Raw genomic sequence first — 16,121 nt, 5'->3', positions numbered from 1 at the left:
ATGACCAGATTTCTCTTAATCTTTCTGCTTACTCTGACAGGTGCCGGCAGCCAGGCCGTGGCACAGGAAAAAGCGCCGCTGGTACTGGCACTTGACGCCGATCTCAGTGCTGTTGCCGTGGAAGGCGGAACCGCCATACGCCGGGGAATGGAAATTGCCATCGCGGAAGTCAACAACAATGGCGGGGTTCTTGGTCACCAGCTCTCACTGGTCACAACGGATCACCGTGGAAATCCGGCCCGTGGCGTATATAACGTTGAACAACTGGCAAAGCGGCAGAATTTACTGGCTATCTTTGGTGGCGTACACACACCGGTAGCCCTGGCCGAACTGGATGCTGTGCATAAGAACAATATGCTGTTCCTGAGCCCCTGGGCCGCTGGTACATCACTGGTCGATAATCATTACACGCCAAATAACGTTTTTCGTGTCTCCATCCGTGATGAGCAGGCAGGGGAAGTTCTGATAAAGACAGCCAGAGAACGGGGAGTTAAAGAAATTGCCCTGGTACTTGAGCGTACAGGCTGGGGTCGTTCAAATTTCACATCATTATCCAAAGCGGCTGAACATCAGGGCCTGAAAATCGTGAGCACACAATGGATAAACTGGCGCCAGACAGATTTTACCAATGAGATGTCGGCGATTATCCAGTCTGGTGCAGGGGCTATTATTCTGGTATCTAATGCGCCTGAAGCTGCTGTTGTCAGCAAAACTCTGCTCAAACTGGAAGCGGCAGAAATGCCGTTAATTGCTCACTGGGGTCTGGCAGGTGGTGATTTTGTCGCGGAAATGGGTCTGGCAGATCTATTTAAACTCGACTTGTCTGTCATTCAAACATTCAGCTTTTTACATCAGAACAATAGCCGTTCTGCTTATTTACTGAAGGCGTACCGCGAACGTTATGACGATATTGCTCCCCAGGCAATTCCGGCTGTTGTGGGCCTTGCTCATAGCTATGATCTGGTCCATATTTTGATTGCTGCAGTGAAGAAAGCTGGCTCTGTTGAAGCTGATGCTGTTCGTCAGGCTCTTGAGAACTTGCCGGTATTGCAGGGCGCAGTGAAACAATATGCGCCGGCGTTTACGGAAAATATGCATGATGCATTAATGGCGGAGGATTATTTTATGGCGAAGTTTAACGAAGACGGACACCTTATCCCGGTTTCAGATATCCGGTGAGTACCCGCCCCTCGCTGTATACCCAGCTGCAGCAAACCATACTCCCACGGCTTTTAGTCGCACTGATTGCTGTCAGCATGATTTTGTGCCTGTGTATTTTTTATGTGGCACAGAAACAGGTGGCGAATGAACAGCGCACCTATATCTCACACCTTAAGGCAGATCTCACATTCACCCTCGACAGTACGCAACAGCTTATGGAGGGTATCGCGGCTAACGATCTGCTGATAAACAGTTTTATTGATATTCAACAGCGGCAGAATTATCTGCCCATCTTTTTTGAGTCTTTGCGCTTTACCCGTGCCCGATCTTTCAGTCTCGGATTGTTTCAGTTTAATGGTGAACCGCTCATCACAAACAACTGGGAAGGTCAGGTGCCGGCATCGATGGCCAGCGCGTGGCAGGAAACGGTACTGAACGAATCGAAACCTTACAGTAATATTTCCGGTGACGGCGCAATTATCGCGGTACCGGTATTACTTGCGGATTCAGCAGAAGGGGCGCTGGTACTCCATATTCCGGCTTTGCAGGCATTAATTTATCAGCGGGACAGTGATGCAAGCCAGTTAATTCTCGACAGTGAAAGGAAGATCCTCTACTCAAATAAACCGGCGATGTTCAGGCCCGGCAGTGTGTTCGACCATGCAGCCTATTCCGGTTGGGAGTCTGAATCAGAGCAATGGCGGGGACTGACTCTTATCAGTCAGGCGCCGGCACTGGAAGCTTACTCTAATGTACTCTGGTTAATTCCGGCAATTTTGATCACGCTAGCCTTTGCTGTGATCGTAAGTATTTACGCATCCAGTCATGCTGCAAAACTGAGTGCGGTAACCCTGCGTCAGCTTCACGATGATATTCAGCGCAGTACCAGCCGGAAGAAAGGGGGAACCAGCACCGGCAGTGAAAATGAACCTGCAGAACTTAACGAAATCCGGACAGCGTTTAATCAGTTAATCATTAATTTATCTACTATCTCCCTGTCCAACAGACAATTTTCTAATGTGCTGGATTCACTGGAAGAGATCCTGGTTGTGCAGGACGAAACCGGTGAGAACATTCTGGCGAACCGTGCTTATAAGCGATACGCCCTCTATTATGATTTATCAGACAACACGCTCAGAGATATAAAAGCTGACTTATCTGCTGACAAACAGTCTCTTACCGGCCACTACGCCTCTTTAAGTGACAAGAGGCCGGTCACGTTAAGCTGGCGGGTGCTTCCTCTGATAGACGATGAGCGTAAGCAGGTTGGCAGTATTCTGGTGGGCAACGACCTGACTCAACGGCGGGTGCTGGAAAATCAGATAAATGTAATCAGTCATGCCATGAAATCTGCCACCGTGTCGATACTCATTGTCGATGCTCAGGAAGCGGGCTTCCCTGCCATCTACGTTAATCCTCATTTTAGTCTGATCACCGGCTTTGATGAAGATGAAGTCATGGGCCAGACGTTCCTGATGTTAAATCAGATGAAAGCTGAAACAAGTCAGCTGCATAAAATTAAATATGCCCTCAGACATGGTCATGCCTTTGACGAAATGCTGATTTGTCATAAGAAAGACGGTTCTGTTTTCTACAACCAGTTGATCCTGACACCCGTCTACACTGAGGATAAGCTAACGCATTTCGTGGCTTTCTTTCAGGATGTTACAGACCGTGAGCGAACACGGCAGTACCTTGAAGACGCCCGCTTAAAGGCAGAAGAATCTGCCCGTTTGAAATCCGGCTTCCTTGCCAGCATGAGTCATGAAGTCCGTACCCCGCTGCATGGTGTATCTGGTGCATTGCAACTGGTGAATAAGACCCCACTCGACAGTACTCAGAAACGTTATGTCGATTTGGCAAAAGACAGTCTGAAGAACTTGCAGCACATTGTCGATGACATACTCGATTTCTCAAAAATCGAGGCGGGTCAGCTCAATCTGGAAGCCATTCCGTTTAATCTGGAACTGCTGATAAAAACTATTTACGACCAGTTCTGTATCAGTTGTGGTGAGAAAGGACTGACACTGAAACTGGAAAGCGATCTGAATGGTCAGACTATGGTCACCGGCGATCCGGTAAGATTACGACAGGTGCTGGGTAACCTGCTAAGCAATGCAGTGAAATTTACATCAGAAGGTACCATTACTCTGCGCATTGCTCTGACTGTTGGTGATAAACAGAAATGGGCGTTACGGGGAGATGTCGAAGATACCGGCATAGGTATTGCGCCTGAGAATCTGGACAGCATCTTTGAAGTATTCAGCCAGGAAGACGTGTCCACAACCCGTAAATTTGGTGGTACAGGGCTGGGATTATCCATCAGCAGGCAGTTATGTCAGTTGATGGGCGGAGATTTAACCGTCACCAGCGAGAAGGGCCGTGGCAGCTGTTTCAGCTTTGTGATGCTTCAGGGTAATGCTGAAGGTACACAACCGGCACAAAGCCTCAACGATTCTCAGGCTCCTGCCCCTCTGCTTCCGGCTAAAGACTTCTGCGCTAAAATTCTCATCGTCGAAGACAATGAAATAAACCAGCTTATTGCCAGAGAACACCTGAGCCAGCATAAAACCATGACAGCCCGCAACGGTAAAGAAGCGCTGGAAGCGTTGAACAGAATGAAGCTGACTTTTGATGTGATCCTGATGGATTGTCACATGCCGGAAATGGACGGATTTGAAACAACCCGGCGTATTCGCGCCGGAGACGCCGGCGAGAAATACATGAATGTACCGGTGATTGCCCTTACCGCTAATGCCATGAAGGGTGACAGAGAACGCTGTGAAGCGGCCGGGATGGACGATTACATAAGCAAGCCTTTTTCCGCAGAAGACTTGCTGAGTGCTGTTGTTCGTATGTGCTGAAGGTTAGAAGTTTTATCCGCGTTCAGGTCATGAAAACTGCTGTACAGTATTTCAGAAATAACAAAGGCCGGAATTTCCGGCCTTTGCTACACTTTCAAAGCGATTTAAAATGCCGCTTTCACATTTATCGCGGCTGTTCTCGGTGCACCAATCCAGCCTGCACCGGCAACCACTGTGCCCAGATAGCTTTCGTCAAACAGGTTATTCACCGTTAAGCGTACATCCAGTGATTTAATGCCACTTGCCACGTTGTCCAGCACGACACCTGCGTAGAAATCGCTGACCACATACTCCTCAACTTCTGTCAGATTCGCCTGATCCATAAACCGGGGGCCGACATACTTTGTGCTCAGGCCGGCAATGTAATTGCTTTTCGCATAGTCCAGGCTCAGAACAGCCATGTCTTTTGCGGTGCCAAGTACAGTATTGCCTTCAATATCTTCGTAACGGGATTCTGCATATTCAGAATTGTTGTAGGTATACGATGCATACACGCTCAGGTATTCCGTCGCCTGCCATTGTGCAGATGCTTCAATGCCGTCTGACTCAACACCACCGTCATTAACATAACCACCGGCACCTTCTTCAAGGAAGTCTATCCCTTCAGACTGCTCGGCACTGACAAAACGAATGCGGTTATCAAATTTGATTGTGTAGTACGTCAGGCTGGCGTTAAAGCCGGGGGTTGAGTAGCGCACACCCAGGTCAATATTGTCCGCCGTTTCAGGCTCAATCACTGACAAGTCAGCGTCATCACGCTCTAGCACTGCATCTTTGATTGCCGCGTAGTTTTGCGCGAAGCCACCGAAAAATTCCAGATTGTCAGCCAGAGGCGCAACAAAACCTGCAGAGAACAACACATCAGAATCAGACGATACAGCCAGGTTGTTATTGGCATCAAACAAATCGTTTTTCTTTACGTCTACATTGAATTGCTTAGCACCAAGGCGTACTTTTGCTACGCCCACGTCCAGCTCGTCTTCAAGGTAATACATGATGGTTTCAACCGGGAATTCACGGCTGTACTGCACCCAGTATGGAACATGGTCGTAATAGAAACTGGTTTTCGAATCGATGATCTTGTGCCAGTCACGTGATTCTTCGCGGTTGTAATCTTCATACCACAAGCCTGCACGTAACACGTTGTCCATATCGCCAATCTGTGTATTCCAGATCATGTCAGCATTAAAGCCGGTGCGTTCCTTTTTGTAATGCGTATGACGGTAAGAGCCCACCGGCACTGCGCTGCTGTCGTAACAGGCAGGGTCATATTCGGCAGAACTGCCGCCGTAAGGGAATTTAAGTGAGCTGACACAGCCTGTTGCAGGCGATAACGCCGCACCTTCAGGAGACACATAGAAAAGCTGACCTAACTGAGAACCGCCGTATACCGTGTTACCCGAAACCAGTTCAGAATTAGGCTGATTCAGCCCGTCGTCTGTTACATCGACCACATAAGGAGGCAACCAGTCGCCCCGCCCTTTCTGATTGTGGTAATAAACGTTGGCACTGAAATCCACTGCGCCTACCGACATATCAGCTTTCAGATAGGTGAAAAAGTTCTCACGCAATGTTGACCATCCGCGGCGATATGCCTGATCCTGATAAGGCACACCCGACCAGTCACTGGTAAGCTGATCCCATTCCGGGTTCTGGGCAAATTGTTCGTTGCCATAAATGCGCTGATAGTTGTCTTCGTGAGTATCGTCGTAAGAGGCATAGCCGGTAAAATCGATACCACTCACATAGCTGATAACTTTGGCTGCAAAGTGGTCACGGGTATTTTCAGCCGCCTGATCCATCCAGTCTGAACTGTCCTGTGACGATACACTCACCCATGCGTAGGTGTCTTTTACCAGCTCTCCGGTTTCATAACGGGCATAGATTTTCTGACCTTCATATTCAGCCAGCGTACCACTCAGGATAAGACCTTCTTCTGTACCGGGGTTAATGGTTGTGAAGTTAAGCGTACCACCCAGTGCTTCGTTCGAACGGGAAGCGATATCAGCCGTTCCCTGAGACACCTCTACCGCCCGCAGGTTTTCTGTATCCATATAACGGTTGGCCTTCGAGCCACCACCGTAGTTTGAATTACCGTTCGCGATACCGTCTACCGTCATACCAATTTGTTGCTGATCCAGATCCACCTGAAAACCACGGATGGAGATACTGGTAGACCAGTCATCAGCACCGAATGTGTCGCCTTCGTTAATCAGAACCCCCGGCAGGTTATCAATTGTCGCCAGCACGCTGGTCATCGCCGTTTGCTGCTGTTTCATGTTTTCGTCAGTGGCGTTGTTAGCATAAGACACGCTGCGGCCGATAACCTGAATTTCTTCAATAACTTCGCCATCACGTGGCTCTGGAGGCATCTCTTCCGCAAACGCGTTTGTGGTGCTTGCCGCGATTGCTGACAGTACAGACATCGCCAAGATATGCTTCTTACAAGTGACTGTGTGTTTCATGTGTTTTCCTTGCGCTTATTCTTCTGATTAAAAGTGAATCGCGAAGAGCGTACGCAGGGAATATGACAAGGTTGTTTTGATTCGTTGACTGTTTGATTACGAAAACTTGACGCATGGATCTGTAAGAAAGCTTCCTTCCTGTGGCTTCAGGAGATCATTCCTGATTTAATTACTGTACAATCAATCAAAAGCACATTGATGCATGCTTTACGGAGTAGCACTGCTAAGTGTGTTGCGGCAATTCAATATCTGAAGTAGAAATGGAATGGATAACAATACGGCGCTTTATTCACTTTGCAGTGTGCCCTTGCACGGGGTGAGTTTATTTACGGATTCAAAGCCGGTAATAAAGAACAAATACGCACTGCGGCTCAGTAATGGCAAAGTCGAATCACCATCACAAGAAAGTGTAATATGGAAACTGACCGACAAAGGTGAAAGGTATACGTCAGTTATAGAGCTTCACCGGGAAAATGACCGGCAGGTGCTGATGATTGATTGCGAAGGCAAAGGCGCGTTCGAATTCACTGAAGAAGGCATTAAAGTAGACTGGCATGCCAACGGCACAGGACCTGCTCACTACCTGCAAACTATCGGTTTATCTGTTTTTCTTGAACAAAAAGGTCACCTTTGCCTGCATGCTAACACGCTGGTAAAAGAAGGACAGGCGCATCTGTTTCTTGCTCCCAGCAGGACCGGGAAGTCGACATTAACCACAGCTTTAACTCACGAAGGATTTACTCTCACGACTGATGACATGGCAGCCCTGTTTTCTGACGGCAATGCTTTTTCAGTATATCCCAGCTGGCCTAAAGTTCGTCTGTGGCCAGACAGCACAGAGTATTTTGCAGACAGTGCCTCATTCGATAAAACAACAGTTAAGAAAGTACACGATCGCTTCGCAAAAAATGAAATAACTTTCGCCGGGCAGAAGTCAGAAGATAAGCCCGCTCAAATAAATGCATTGTATTTTCTCAACAGAGCTGAGAATTATACCGGACCAGTTGAAATAACACGCATAGCCAATAGTAAAGCGCTCATATTACTCATGCAAAACAGCATGCTGGGTGATGCCTATAAAGCACTGGGAATTGACAAACAAAGGGTTAGCTCGCTTGCAACGTTGATAAATACGCTTCCGGTTTATGAAATAAAATATCCAGATGGACTTGAACGACTGACTGAAGTTTGCAGGCAAATTAATGAATGGATTTCAGCAAAGAACGGGTAGAGACGCAGCGCTTGAATGATGGGTATGGAAACATGCTGCAGAGCAAAACAAAAAGGCCAGTCGTATGACTGGCCTTTTTTTATTCGATCAGCTTAACCCTGGAATGGGTTACGCTTAGTCTGACCGCCTTGTTCGTCAGGAATGCTACCTGCGAAACCTTCAGTCAGTTCAGCCAGGGTACCTACTTTTTGCAGTTCCGGCTTTACATACTCTTGTTTGCTTTCAGAAGCATTTTCAAAAGTTTTCATGTTTTCTATCCTTATGCCTTTCTACGGCGGTTGAAGCCCATAAATCCTAGGGCAGCGGCAAAGATACCCAGAGTTGCAGGTGCTGGTACAGCTACTTTGTCTGTATCAACAACAAACTGGAAGCTGCCTGCAGCGTCCATCAGGTTGCCGCTAACGCCACTCAGTGTTAAACCACCAAAAAGCTCGTCTTCAATATTCATTGAGTATGAAGCATCTAACACATAACCGTCTGTAACCAGTTCACGACCAGCAAGAGAACCATTAGCACTCGCATCGCCTGAAACAGTATCAAAAACAACATCAGCAGCATATGCATCAACATAAACAGATGCAATGCTCAGGCCAGTACCGTCATAGGTGAAAGTCCATGCACCGTAAACATATGCGGCACCAGGAGGCTGATCAGCGATAGTATCGCCAGTTTGTGTTAAAGACCACGAAGTACCGGTAACGCCGCCGCTGTAACCTTCCATATAAGGTACAGTCGCGTCGCTTGAGGTTACACCCCAAGTTAACGTCTCAGTGCTCAGGTCAGAGTAAGTAACAGTCACTTCCATGCCTGCCATGTCAGCGCCGGTGACAGTGCTGATGTAGCTAGCTGAAGCTTGACCGCTTAAAAGCAGGGCTGCTGCTGCCCCAAGTAAAGCCGACTTTTTCATTCCATATTCCTTGTAAGTATAAAACTACGTGGTATAAATTATTGTTGTACACAATAGAAAAGCAAGCATCACGCCACATTTGAAAATATTATTATTTTCAATTATTTAAAAAATAGTAATGTGAATTTGATGTTAATGGATGATATTCACAAACAGATCTGTAAAAAATTCAGACAGATCCTTTCAGATCCTATCTGCTGCACCAATTTTTCTCCCGTATTGATGCAGAAAACAGATTATAAATTATGAAGTTAAATTGGCAATGTTAATTTTTCTCCTGAATTTATTAATGTTAGCATTCAGGCATACTCAGCAGAACCTGTTACTATGTCTGATCGCTCAGTAATGGTGCATTTACGCAACAAGACGGAACTTTGTGAAACCATTTCTCTTCATATACAGCCATAAGTCCCCGGGTCCGCTTCAGTCCTGCGGGCTTGAAAGCCAGTTTTTTACCCATTGCTTTGTTCGCAACGGCAGACTTAGTGGTTTTTCAAACAGTGGTGACACAAAATTACCCGTTCAGGCAGATGAGCGGACTGCAGAAAAGTTAGCATCTATAAACTGTCCATTTTTTATACAGCTCGAAAATGATGCTGTTATCATCGGTACGGACGCGCTTTCTCTGACTACTCTGTACTTCGTGTCTACACCTGATTTCACCGTCATCAGTAACAGCGGCGCCCATGCGCTGGATGTATCCGGACTAAAGCCGGTACTTTCAGACACTGCCATAGCCGGATGGCTTGCCGGTCAGCCAGTCCCTCAGCTAAGTATTTATTCAGGGCTGCAGATATTGCCGGCAGGCCACTACCTGCGATGCAGTAAGGATAAGGTAACAAGTCATCAATATTGGGATATTGAACCGGAAAATCGGATCAGACTCACCAGTGATGATGAGTATGCGACTGCCTTTCGCGAACTCTTTACTTCTGTGGTGGAAGAATACACTGGAACAACAGAAGTAGCGGGTTGCCAGATGAGCGGCGGGATGGACTCTACCTCGGTTATCTCTCTTGTACACCAGTATCAGAAGCAGCATAAACGCCGATGTATTGCGGTTTCGCATTACTATAAGCACGATCCTAAATCAGATGAGACAGAATTAATCCGTGACATGCGCGAATATCTTCAGTTAGAAGAGTTTCATTTTCAGGATGTGGACAAATCAAGATATCGTAATTTTCTAAGTCTTTACCCGCCACATTTTGATCATCCGGGTATTGTTCTGTCTCCCCGTTACCGGGATGAACTCTCAGATTTAAAGCAAATGGGTATCAGTAAACTGTTTACCGGAAACGGGGGCGACGAAATTTGCTGGGGGCATGCCAGTGCATACACCCAGCGTTTACGTGAAGGGGAATGGGGTGTTCTAACTGAAGTGTACAAAGCCTGCCTTGAAACTGGCATGTCTTTTAAATCTGTTGCCCGTGAACTCTTCATTAAACCTTTCGTACCCACTGCCTTGTTGAATATGGCCAAACGTCTGAAAGGAAAAACACCCGGTGTGCTGCCACTGCCAGCCTGGTTAACAGATAAATCTCGCCTGCTGGCCAACGAAGCTTTCGGGTTCCATAATCCTTTTGATCCTGTCAAAGAACCAGCCAGCCATGCCAGATACTTTGCGCTCAAAACGACTACCACGTTCAATTCTGTCAGATCTTACGATGCCATTGCTGCCGAATTTGATATAGAGGTGAAGCATCCTTTCTTCGATTACCGGCTTGCTGAGTTTTCTTTTGCAGTGCCACCCTCACAACTGATACGCGGGCCTTATCCCAAATTCGTTTTACGTAATGCGATGAGCCGCCACTTGCCGGATTCAGTATGCTGGCGTCAAACGAAAACCACCTTTGATCATCATTTCGGCAATCTTGTCAGAGAAAATGCTGGTGAACTCCGGGAATGTTTGTCACACCCGTATCTGAGCGATCGTGGACTGATTGATAATAAGAAAGTGCTTAAAGCTTTTGATGATGCGATATATAACCGGCATGGCGGTGTGCATGTGGACCTGTTGTTTGTCATCCTGACCCAGCGCTGGATTCAGGCATTTCATGTCTAAGTCAAAGCGCTGAGAAAAGCCTGCTCACTTCCTTTTTTCGTTCTCAATTCTGTATAAGTGCTAACAACATCATGACTATCATTAATGATTATGCCGTCATGTGTCAGCCAGCAGTGGGCCTCCGTTTTCCCCGCCGTTACCCGCACCCCGAAATGTAACCCGGGATAAATTTGAAGGTCATTGAGTAATGACATGGTCACCAGGCACCTTCTCAGGCAATTCATTTTCCGGATATGATGCCTGCCCGCCTTCTCAATGACAGAGATAAACGATTCAGGAACCGGCGTTTTCGTACTTTGAAATTGATCCGGGGTAAAAATATGTCCTTTCCATTTTTGATACGGCTGTTTTGAAATACGCCAGTCCCATATCAGAAACATCAGCCATGCCTTAATAAAAAGCTTTTTATGGCTCAAAGGTAATCGAAAGAAAGCACCTGCCATTATGCTTACACTTTCTCAATGAGACCCTGTTCAAGGAGCGAAGTCACAAGCTCAGCGTAGTCCTTCCTGACTTCATCTTCAGATACATCAAAACGGGATACCATTGCTGATACCACATCATCCTCATCTTTGCCCTCTTCAAGCAATGAAATCATCTCGGTGCCGACACCGTTAACTGTAAAATACTCACCGTTCTCCGGCTCAAGGATCACCATTTCATCGACGACTTTTTGAGCGAGGACGTCTTCTTTCAATTTATAAGCTGTCATGTTATTCCTTTACTACCAATTCAGTTAATGTCCGGTTTTGCAATTCAAACAACCGGTCTGCCACATCGGCAATTGTAGGGTCATGGGAAATCATCAATACCGTATAGTGCTTAAAGAGATGTTCAAATTCGTCTTTAAAACGGTGCCTTCCTCCCTCATCCAGCATCGATGTAGGTTCGTCGAACAATAAGATTTTCGGCCGCTTCAGTAATGCTCTGGCCAGAGCGATACGTTGTCTTTGTCCGCCAGATAACCTGATTCCGCCCTCGCCGACTAATGTGCTCATTCCTGCCGGCATCTTCGCCACAATCTGAGTAAGTCCGGACAATTTGCATACCTTATCGATATCATCCGGTTCTGGTTTCTCAACACCGTAAGTAATGTTATCAAGAATGCTGCCATTGCATAATACGACATCCTGAGAGACATGGCCTATACAAGCCCGCACTGACGTTGTGCTGACTTTGAATATATCCTGTCCGTCAATGCTGATATGTCCTCTGGACGGCTCAAAGAAGCGCATGAGTAAGTGCAACAAGGTAGATTTGCCTGCTCCGTTCTCACCCGTTATCAACGCCGTTTCACCGGCTTTTAATGTAAAAGAAATATCCGACAATATATCTGCATTGTCCTGATAGGAGAAACAGACATTGTCGAATCGCACCTCGCCTCTTTCTGCAGCCAGTTCAGCAAGCCCTGTTTCTGTAGGCTCCCTTTCCTGAGCGTGCATTGCGAGTAAACGTGATAAAGCACCACTCATCTGCATCGTCTGCCCGTATAACCCGGCGAGCGCACTTACGGGCCGTGTAAAAATCATGCCGTAAAGAAGCAAACTGACAATATCTGATACATCAATCTTGCCCGCTTTAAACTGCAACAAACATACCCCGATAATTGTGATAATACACACTGAGGCGAGAAACTGAATCAGCGGCGGCAGCATGGCTTGATAACGAAATTGTCTGGTTCTTAATGACAGTACTTCACCTGTATGAGATTTATACCTGCTGGACTCTGCCTCTTCACGGTTAAACGACTTTATCAGGGAAATTGTGCTGATATTCTCACTGGCAATCGCCAGAGTATCGGCCTGCTTCTGGACGATTTGTTTGGACAAAGGATGAATCTGCCTGCCAACCAGCTTGGTCACAACATAAACCAGAGGCACAAGGGTGATGATAAGCACGGCGACCAGTGGTTCAATCAGATACATCATGATCACACTTCCCACCAGCACCAGTACATTGGGAAGTAAGGTTGTCAGCACACTGGTAACGAAATAACTCACTGTTCCTAAATCGTAGGTAAGCAGCGACAACACATCGCCCTTATTCGTATTCTGAAAATACTTCATCGGCATGATTTGCACGTGGTCATATAACCTGCAGCTGAGGTTGGCCATTAACCTGGCCCCCAATACATTCAACTGGTAAGTAGAAAAGAATTTCAGGAGTGACTGAACAGCGAAAAGCACACACCATGCTGCAAGGTAAAGTGTGAGTTCGTTTAAAGAAGTGAAATTGCTGTTTACTGCGGCGGCTGATTGTTTACCAACAACATAAGGAATAGCAAGATTAAGAGCAGTTTCTGCCATCAGGATGGCGAAGATAAACAGAAAACTAAGCCTGTAGTGCCGAAATATGTTCCTGCCAAAGTACAGGCTTTTAGTCCACATGTTTATCCGATACTGTTACTGCAACTGACTTCGGGAGAAGACCCGTTAATAAACGTTTTTGCCCACGAAGCCTTTAAAGAAAGTAAAGATAACAATTTTAAAGTCGAGCCACAAAGACCAGTTTCGAATATATTCCAGGTCGTACTGCACACGCATTTGCATTTTTTCAACGGTGTCTGTTTCACCACGCCAGCCATTTACCTGCGCCCAACCCGTGATACCCGGCTTGATTCTGTGACGCAGCATGTAATATTTAACGGTTTTACGATACATCTCATTGTGCGCGACAGCATGAGGACGGGGACCGACAACAGACATTGAGCCCTGCAAAACGTTAATGAACTGGGGTAATTCATCCAACGATGTGCGGCGTAAAAATGCACCGACTTTAGTAATCCGGGCGTCGCCTTTGGTTGCCTGAGTAACCTTATCACCATCTTCAGTGACGGTCATAGAACGGAATTTCCATACTTTAATTTTCTTCCCGTCTACCCCGTACCGGTTCTGTTTGAAAATGACCGGACCTTTAGATGTCAGCTTCACAGCCGCTGCGATAAATAGCATAGGGACGGCAATGACAGCCAGAATGCACGTTGCGAGGAAAATATCTTCAGCACGTTTAATTGCAGTTGTCGCTCCGCGCATGGGTGTGTCGAACACACTGATTGTTTGTAAATTACCAATATTACAAAGACGGGAATGAACCATGTTGTACATGAAGAAATTCGGAACAAAATGAACTTCAGCGTTTGTATCGCCCAACTGATGCAGAATTTGTTCAATGCGTTTGTTGGCTGTCATCGGCAATGTTATGAAGATTTGATCAAACTCACCATTTCTAACCGCTGCAATGGCGTCGTTAATTGAGCCTTCTACTTTCATACCATCAGGAATAGCCAGACGGTCTGTATCACGATCATCAAAGATACCGTCAATCCTGAAACCTGTATGAGGGTTACGTTTCAGCTCATTGGCCAGCGCAACAGCATTCTCATTCATACCAATAATGCCAACAGAGCGGCTGTTAAAGCCCTTCTTGCGCACATGATACAAAAATGCCCGCATAAACATACGCCAGGAGCACAGGAAAACAGGGGCAACGATAACCCATGATGACAACGCAACGCGGGAATAGTCGTCAGACGTTTTAGAAAGGAAGAGATAGGAAAGCACCACGACAGTACTGACAAACCAGCTTACAACTGTGTAAAAAATCAGTTCTTTTGAGGTACCTGAGCGCCAGGAACGATACAGCCAGAACAGTTCTGCAGACAGCAGGTAGGTAGTACTTCCGATCAGGCCAAGCAAATGATAGTGCACGTCAATGGGCACACCATACAGATTACATGCAGCCAGTAAAGTGAGCTGAATGATCAGAAAATCAACAAAGCGGTATACTACGGCAAATTGATTAATATTGTTTCTAACGAAGCCGTTTCCCATGATGAACCATCCTTGCGTGTAACGTTAATTTTTGGGTAACTATGATTCGGTTACTCACGGTATTTGTTTGAAGTCTCGTGAATGCGCCTGCTCCATTAGTCTAAGCAAAGCAAAACAAATACCAACTTTTTCAATTAAAGGCTATTTCTCTCTTCCGTGAAAAACCCATGAAGTAACCGCGTGAATTATCTTATTTATATTAAAGTGAACCTGACAGGATATTGTTACATATTGATGTAAGCATCAGAAACTGACCATTTTCATCTTATTTTACTGTCCGGATTTTGTACCTTTACTTCAGTTTGTAAAGAATGCTGACATTATGGTGAAAGTCGCACCAAAAATTAACAAAACAAAAACACTTTGCATTACTTTCTGAAACATTTATAAATGTAAAACAGATAGGCTCAAATTAAATACTTGCCGTTAAGTAGCTGGCACGAAACAATTGTTGGGTGTTTAAAGGGCCGTTAGAGCAAATGTTCAACTTTCCTAAAAACATTTTTTTAGGGGCTTCAATGTTATCGGTGTAAATTTTTGCGACACTTTGAGGATACAGATCCTACTTAAAGACATAAAGTGTGTAATTTAATTACATTTGCTCTTTACCTATACCTTTCAACATAAGCTCCACCTTTTGAATGTTTCCATTGGCTGCGAAAGTTGGAATACTCGTTGCTATGGATTACAAGTCGCGAGAATACAAATATACCAGGTAAACCGGTCGCTATCCCGCCGGTTGCCTCATCAGTCTTACTTATGGCGTACCCTATTTTGAATCAGGTCACTCTGGATAACAAAGAAAATCAAGGACTCGGGCTGCTTACCCTATCGCTTACAAGGCTAATTTTGGCTTCGGGCTCATTACTTTTTGCCGGCTGGTGTTTGTTTTTAGCGTCAGATTACGTCGAACTACACCGACTGACTGAAACGATTTCCGGTGAAAAAGCGTTGTCCCGGTCAGCGCTCCCGGGTCCCGGAGATTCACTCATTCCGTTTGAAAACTACAGCGAAGCATTAACCGGGTTATCAATGCGGCAACCGGGAGAAGCAGAGATCCCGTATCTGCAGGCTTCACTTGCCCTGCATAAATTGCAGATTGCACGGGTTGGCGGTGAAAACAACGGGCCGGAGTTTTTTAACGCGTTTATCACCAGAATTCACGCACTACAGCCGGCACATTATCAGGCATTTGCCCTTTCCATGGCGAATGCATCTTTAAACGATCAACCTGTCACCGCATACCATAATTTACTCAGCACATGGCTACCGCTGGCGCCAAATGAAGAAGAAGTGCAAATCAATGCGGGTCGCTATCTGATTGCGCACTGGGAGGAATTACCTGCAGATATTAAGGAGCTCGCCCTTCCTGTTATTCAAAGCGGATTAAGACAACAGCCGGTGAAACGTATTCTGATTCAGGCCATGAAAACCCATAATGTGATACGCCCTTTTTTAAAAATTTCACCTGACAGAGCAACAACGGCGAAATTAAAAGCGATTACCGGCAATCCGGGTACAAATCAATGATAAACAGGTTTATAAATCGCGCCGCCCTCGTATTACTGGGTAGTCTGTTTGTAGTTTTCCCCTGGTTT

Annotated in this window: 12 protein-coding genes; 5 read left to right on the top strand and 7 right to left on the bottom strand. The window is 46.1% G+C overall.

The features are described from left to right. Entirely contained in the window at positions 1-1,179 is a 1,179-nt protein-coding gene (locus tag J3369_RS05015) for an ABC transporter substrate-binding protein (RefSeq protein WP_349584456.1), read from the top strand. Continuing rightward, positions 1,176-4,025, top strand: a complete 2,850-nt coding sequence (locus J3369_RS05010; RefSeq protein WP_349584454.1) for an ATP-binding protein — start codon at positions 1,176-1,178, stop codon at positions 4,023-4,025. Before J3369_RS05015 ends, J3369_RS05010 begins: the two co-directional genes overlap by 4 nt. Positions 4,026-4,129: 104 nt before the next feature. Here the strand turns inward: J3369_RS05010 and J3369_RS05005 are convergent, their stop codons facing one another. Continuing rightward, positions 4,130-6,490 carry a TonB-dependent receptor domain-containing protein gene (locus J3369_RS05005; RefSeq protein WP_349584451.1) on the bottom strand — a complete coding sequence of 787 codons (2,361 nt, stop codon included), beginning with the start codon at positions 6,488-6,490 and terminating at the stop codon, positions 4,130-4,132. 265 nt (positions 6,491-6,755) lie between these two features. Between J3369_RS05005 and J3369_RS05000 the strand changes: the two genes are divergently transcribed. Further along, a complete protein-coding gene (locus J3369_RS05000; RefSeq protein WP_349584448.1) occupies positions 6,756-7,721 on the top strand; it encodes a hypothetical protein in 966 nt (321 codons plus the stop codon). A gap of 92 nt (positions 7,722-7,813) precedes the next feature. Here the strand turns inward: J3369_RS05000 and J3369_RS04995 are convergent, their stop codons facing one another. Then, positions 7,814-7,969, bottom strand: coding sequence for a lasso RiPP family leader peptide-containing protein (locus J3369_RS04995; RefSeq protein WP_119500220.1), 156 nt, complete (start codon positions 7,967-7,969; stop codon positions 7,814-7,816). A gap of 11 nt (positions 7,970-7,980) precedes the next feature. Further along, the gene (locus tag J3369_RS04990; RefSeq protein ID WP_303573647.1) at positions 7,981-8,628 is read right to left on the bottom strand and encodes a PEP-CTERM sorting domain-containing protein; all 648 of its coding nucleotides are present in this window, start codon (positions 8,626-8,628) and stop codon (positions 7,981-7,983) included. A 376-nt stretch (positions 8,629-9,004) separates the two neighbouring features. Here J3369_RS04990 and J3369_RS04985 point away from each other — a divergent pair, with 376 nt between their 5' ends. Next, a complete protein-coding gene (locus J3369_RS04985; protein ID WP_303573648.1) occupies positions 9,005-10,693 on the top strand; it encodes an asparagine synthase-related protein in 1,689 nt (562 codons plus the stop codon). Here the strand turns inward: J3369_RS04985 and J3369_RS04980 are convergent. The 4 genes from J3369_RS04980 to J3369_RS04965 are packed head-to-tail and all read right to left on the bottom strand — an operon-like array spanning position 10,690 to position 14,523. After that, positions 10,690-11,136 (bottom strand): lasso peptide biosynthesis B2 protein, encoded by a 447-nt coding sequence (locus J3369_RS04980; protein ID WP_303573649.1) that lies wholly within the window; start codon positions 11,134-11,136, stop codon positions 10,690-10,692. The two genes, J3369_RS04985 and J3369_RS04980, sit on opposite strands and share 4 nt — an antisense overlap. 5 nt (positions 11,137-11,141) lie before the next feature. Beyond that, on the bottom strand, positions 11,142-11,405 hold the full coding sequence (locus J3369_RS04975) for a PqqD family protein (protein WP_303573650.1): 264 nt from the start codon (positions 11,403-11,405) through the stop codon (positions 11,142-11,144). Between the two features lies 1 nt (position 11,406). Continuing rightward, the gene (locus J3369_RS04970) at positions 11,407-13,080 is read right to left on the bottom strand and encodes an ABC transporter ATP-binding protein (protein WP_349584443.1); all 1,674 of its coding nucleotides are present in this window, start codon (positions 13,078-13,080) and stop codon (positions 11,407-11,409) included. A 45-nt stretch (positions 13,081-13,125) separates the two neighbouring features. After that, positions 13,126-14,523: an undecaprenyl-phosphate glucose phosphotransferase gene (locus J3369_RS04965; RefSeq protein WP_303573652.1), complete on the bottom strand. Its 1,398-nt coding sequence runs from the start codon at positions 14,521-14,523 to the stop codon at positions 13,126-13,128. 885 nt (positions 14,524-15,408) lie between these two features. On the opposite strand from J3369_RS04965, the gene J3369_RS04960 reads away from it, so the two are divergent. After that, positions 15,409-16,053 carry a hypothetical protein gene (locus J3369_RS04960; protein WP_349584440.1) on the top strand — a complete coding sequence of 215 codons (645 nt, stop codon included), beginning with the start codon at positions 15,409-15,411 and terminating at the stop codon, positions 16,051-16,053. The last annotated feature ends 68 nt before the right edge of the window (positions 16,054-16,121 follow it).

This window comes from Alteromonas sp. NFXS44 (genome assembly GCF_040148705.1).
GTDB lineage: Bacteria > Pseudomonadota > Gammaproteobacteria > Enterobacterales > Alteromonadaceae > Alteromonas.
This window is presented reverse-complemented; position numbering and strand designations above follow the sequence as displayed.

What these genes read in the sequence shown, in the direction of transcription:
- J3369_RS04995 (WP_119500220.1), bottom strand. Translation starts at nt 7,969, where the DNA reads ATGAAAACTTTTGAAAATGCTTCTGAAAGCAAACAAGAGTATGTAAAG.
- J3369_RS04965 (WP_303573652.1), bottom strand. Translation starts at nt 14,523, where the DNA reads ATGGGAAACGGCTTCGTTAGAAACAATATTAATCAATTTGCCGTAGTA.
- J3369_RS05015 (WP_349584456.1), top strand. Translation starts at nt 1, where the DNA reads ATGACCAGATTTCTCTTAATCTTTCTGCTTACTCTGACAGGTGCCGGC.
- J3369_RS04975 (WP_303573650.1), bottom strand. Translation starts at nt 11,405, where the DNA reads ATGACAGCTTATAAATTGAAAGAAGACGTCCTCGCTCAAAAAGTCGTC.
- J3369_RS05000 (WP_349584448.1), top strand. Translation starts at nt 6,756, where the DNA reads ATGGATAACAATACGGCGCTTTATTCACTTTGCAGTGTGCCCTTGCAC.
- J3369_RS05005 (WP_349584451.1), bottom strand. Translation starts at nt 6,490, where the DNA reads ATGAAACACACAGTCACTTGTAAGAAGCATATCTTGGCGATGTCTGTA.
- J3369_RS04980 (WP_303573649.1), bottom strand. Translation starts at nt 11,136, where the DNA reads ATGGCAGGTGCTTTCTTTCGATTACCTTTGAGCCATAAAAAGCTTTTT.
- J3369_RS04990 (WP_303573647.1), bottom strand. Translation starts at nt 8,628, where the DNA reads ATGAAAAAGTCGGCTTTACTTGGGGCAGCAGCAGCCCTGCTTTTAAGC.
- J3369_RS04970 (WP_349584443.1), bottom strand. Translation starts at nt 13,080, where the DNA reads ATGTGGACTAAAAGCCTGTACTTTGGCAGGAACATATTTCGGCACTAC.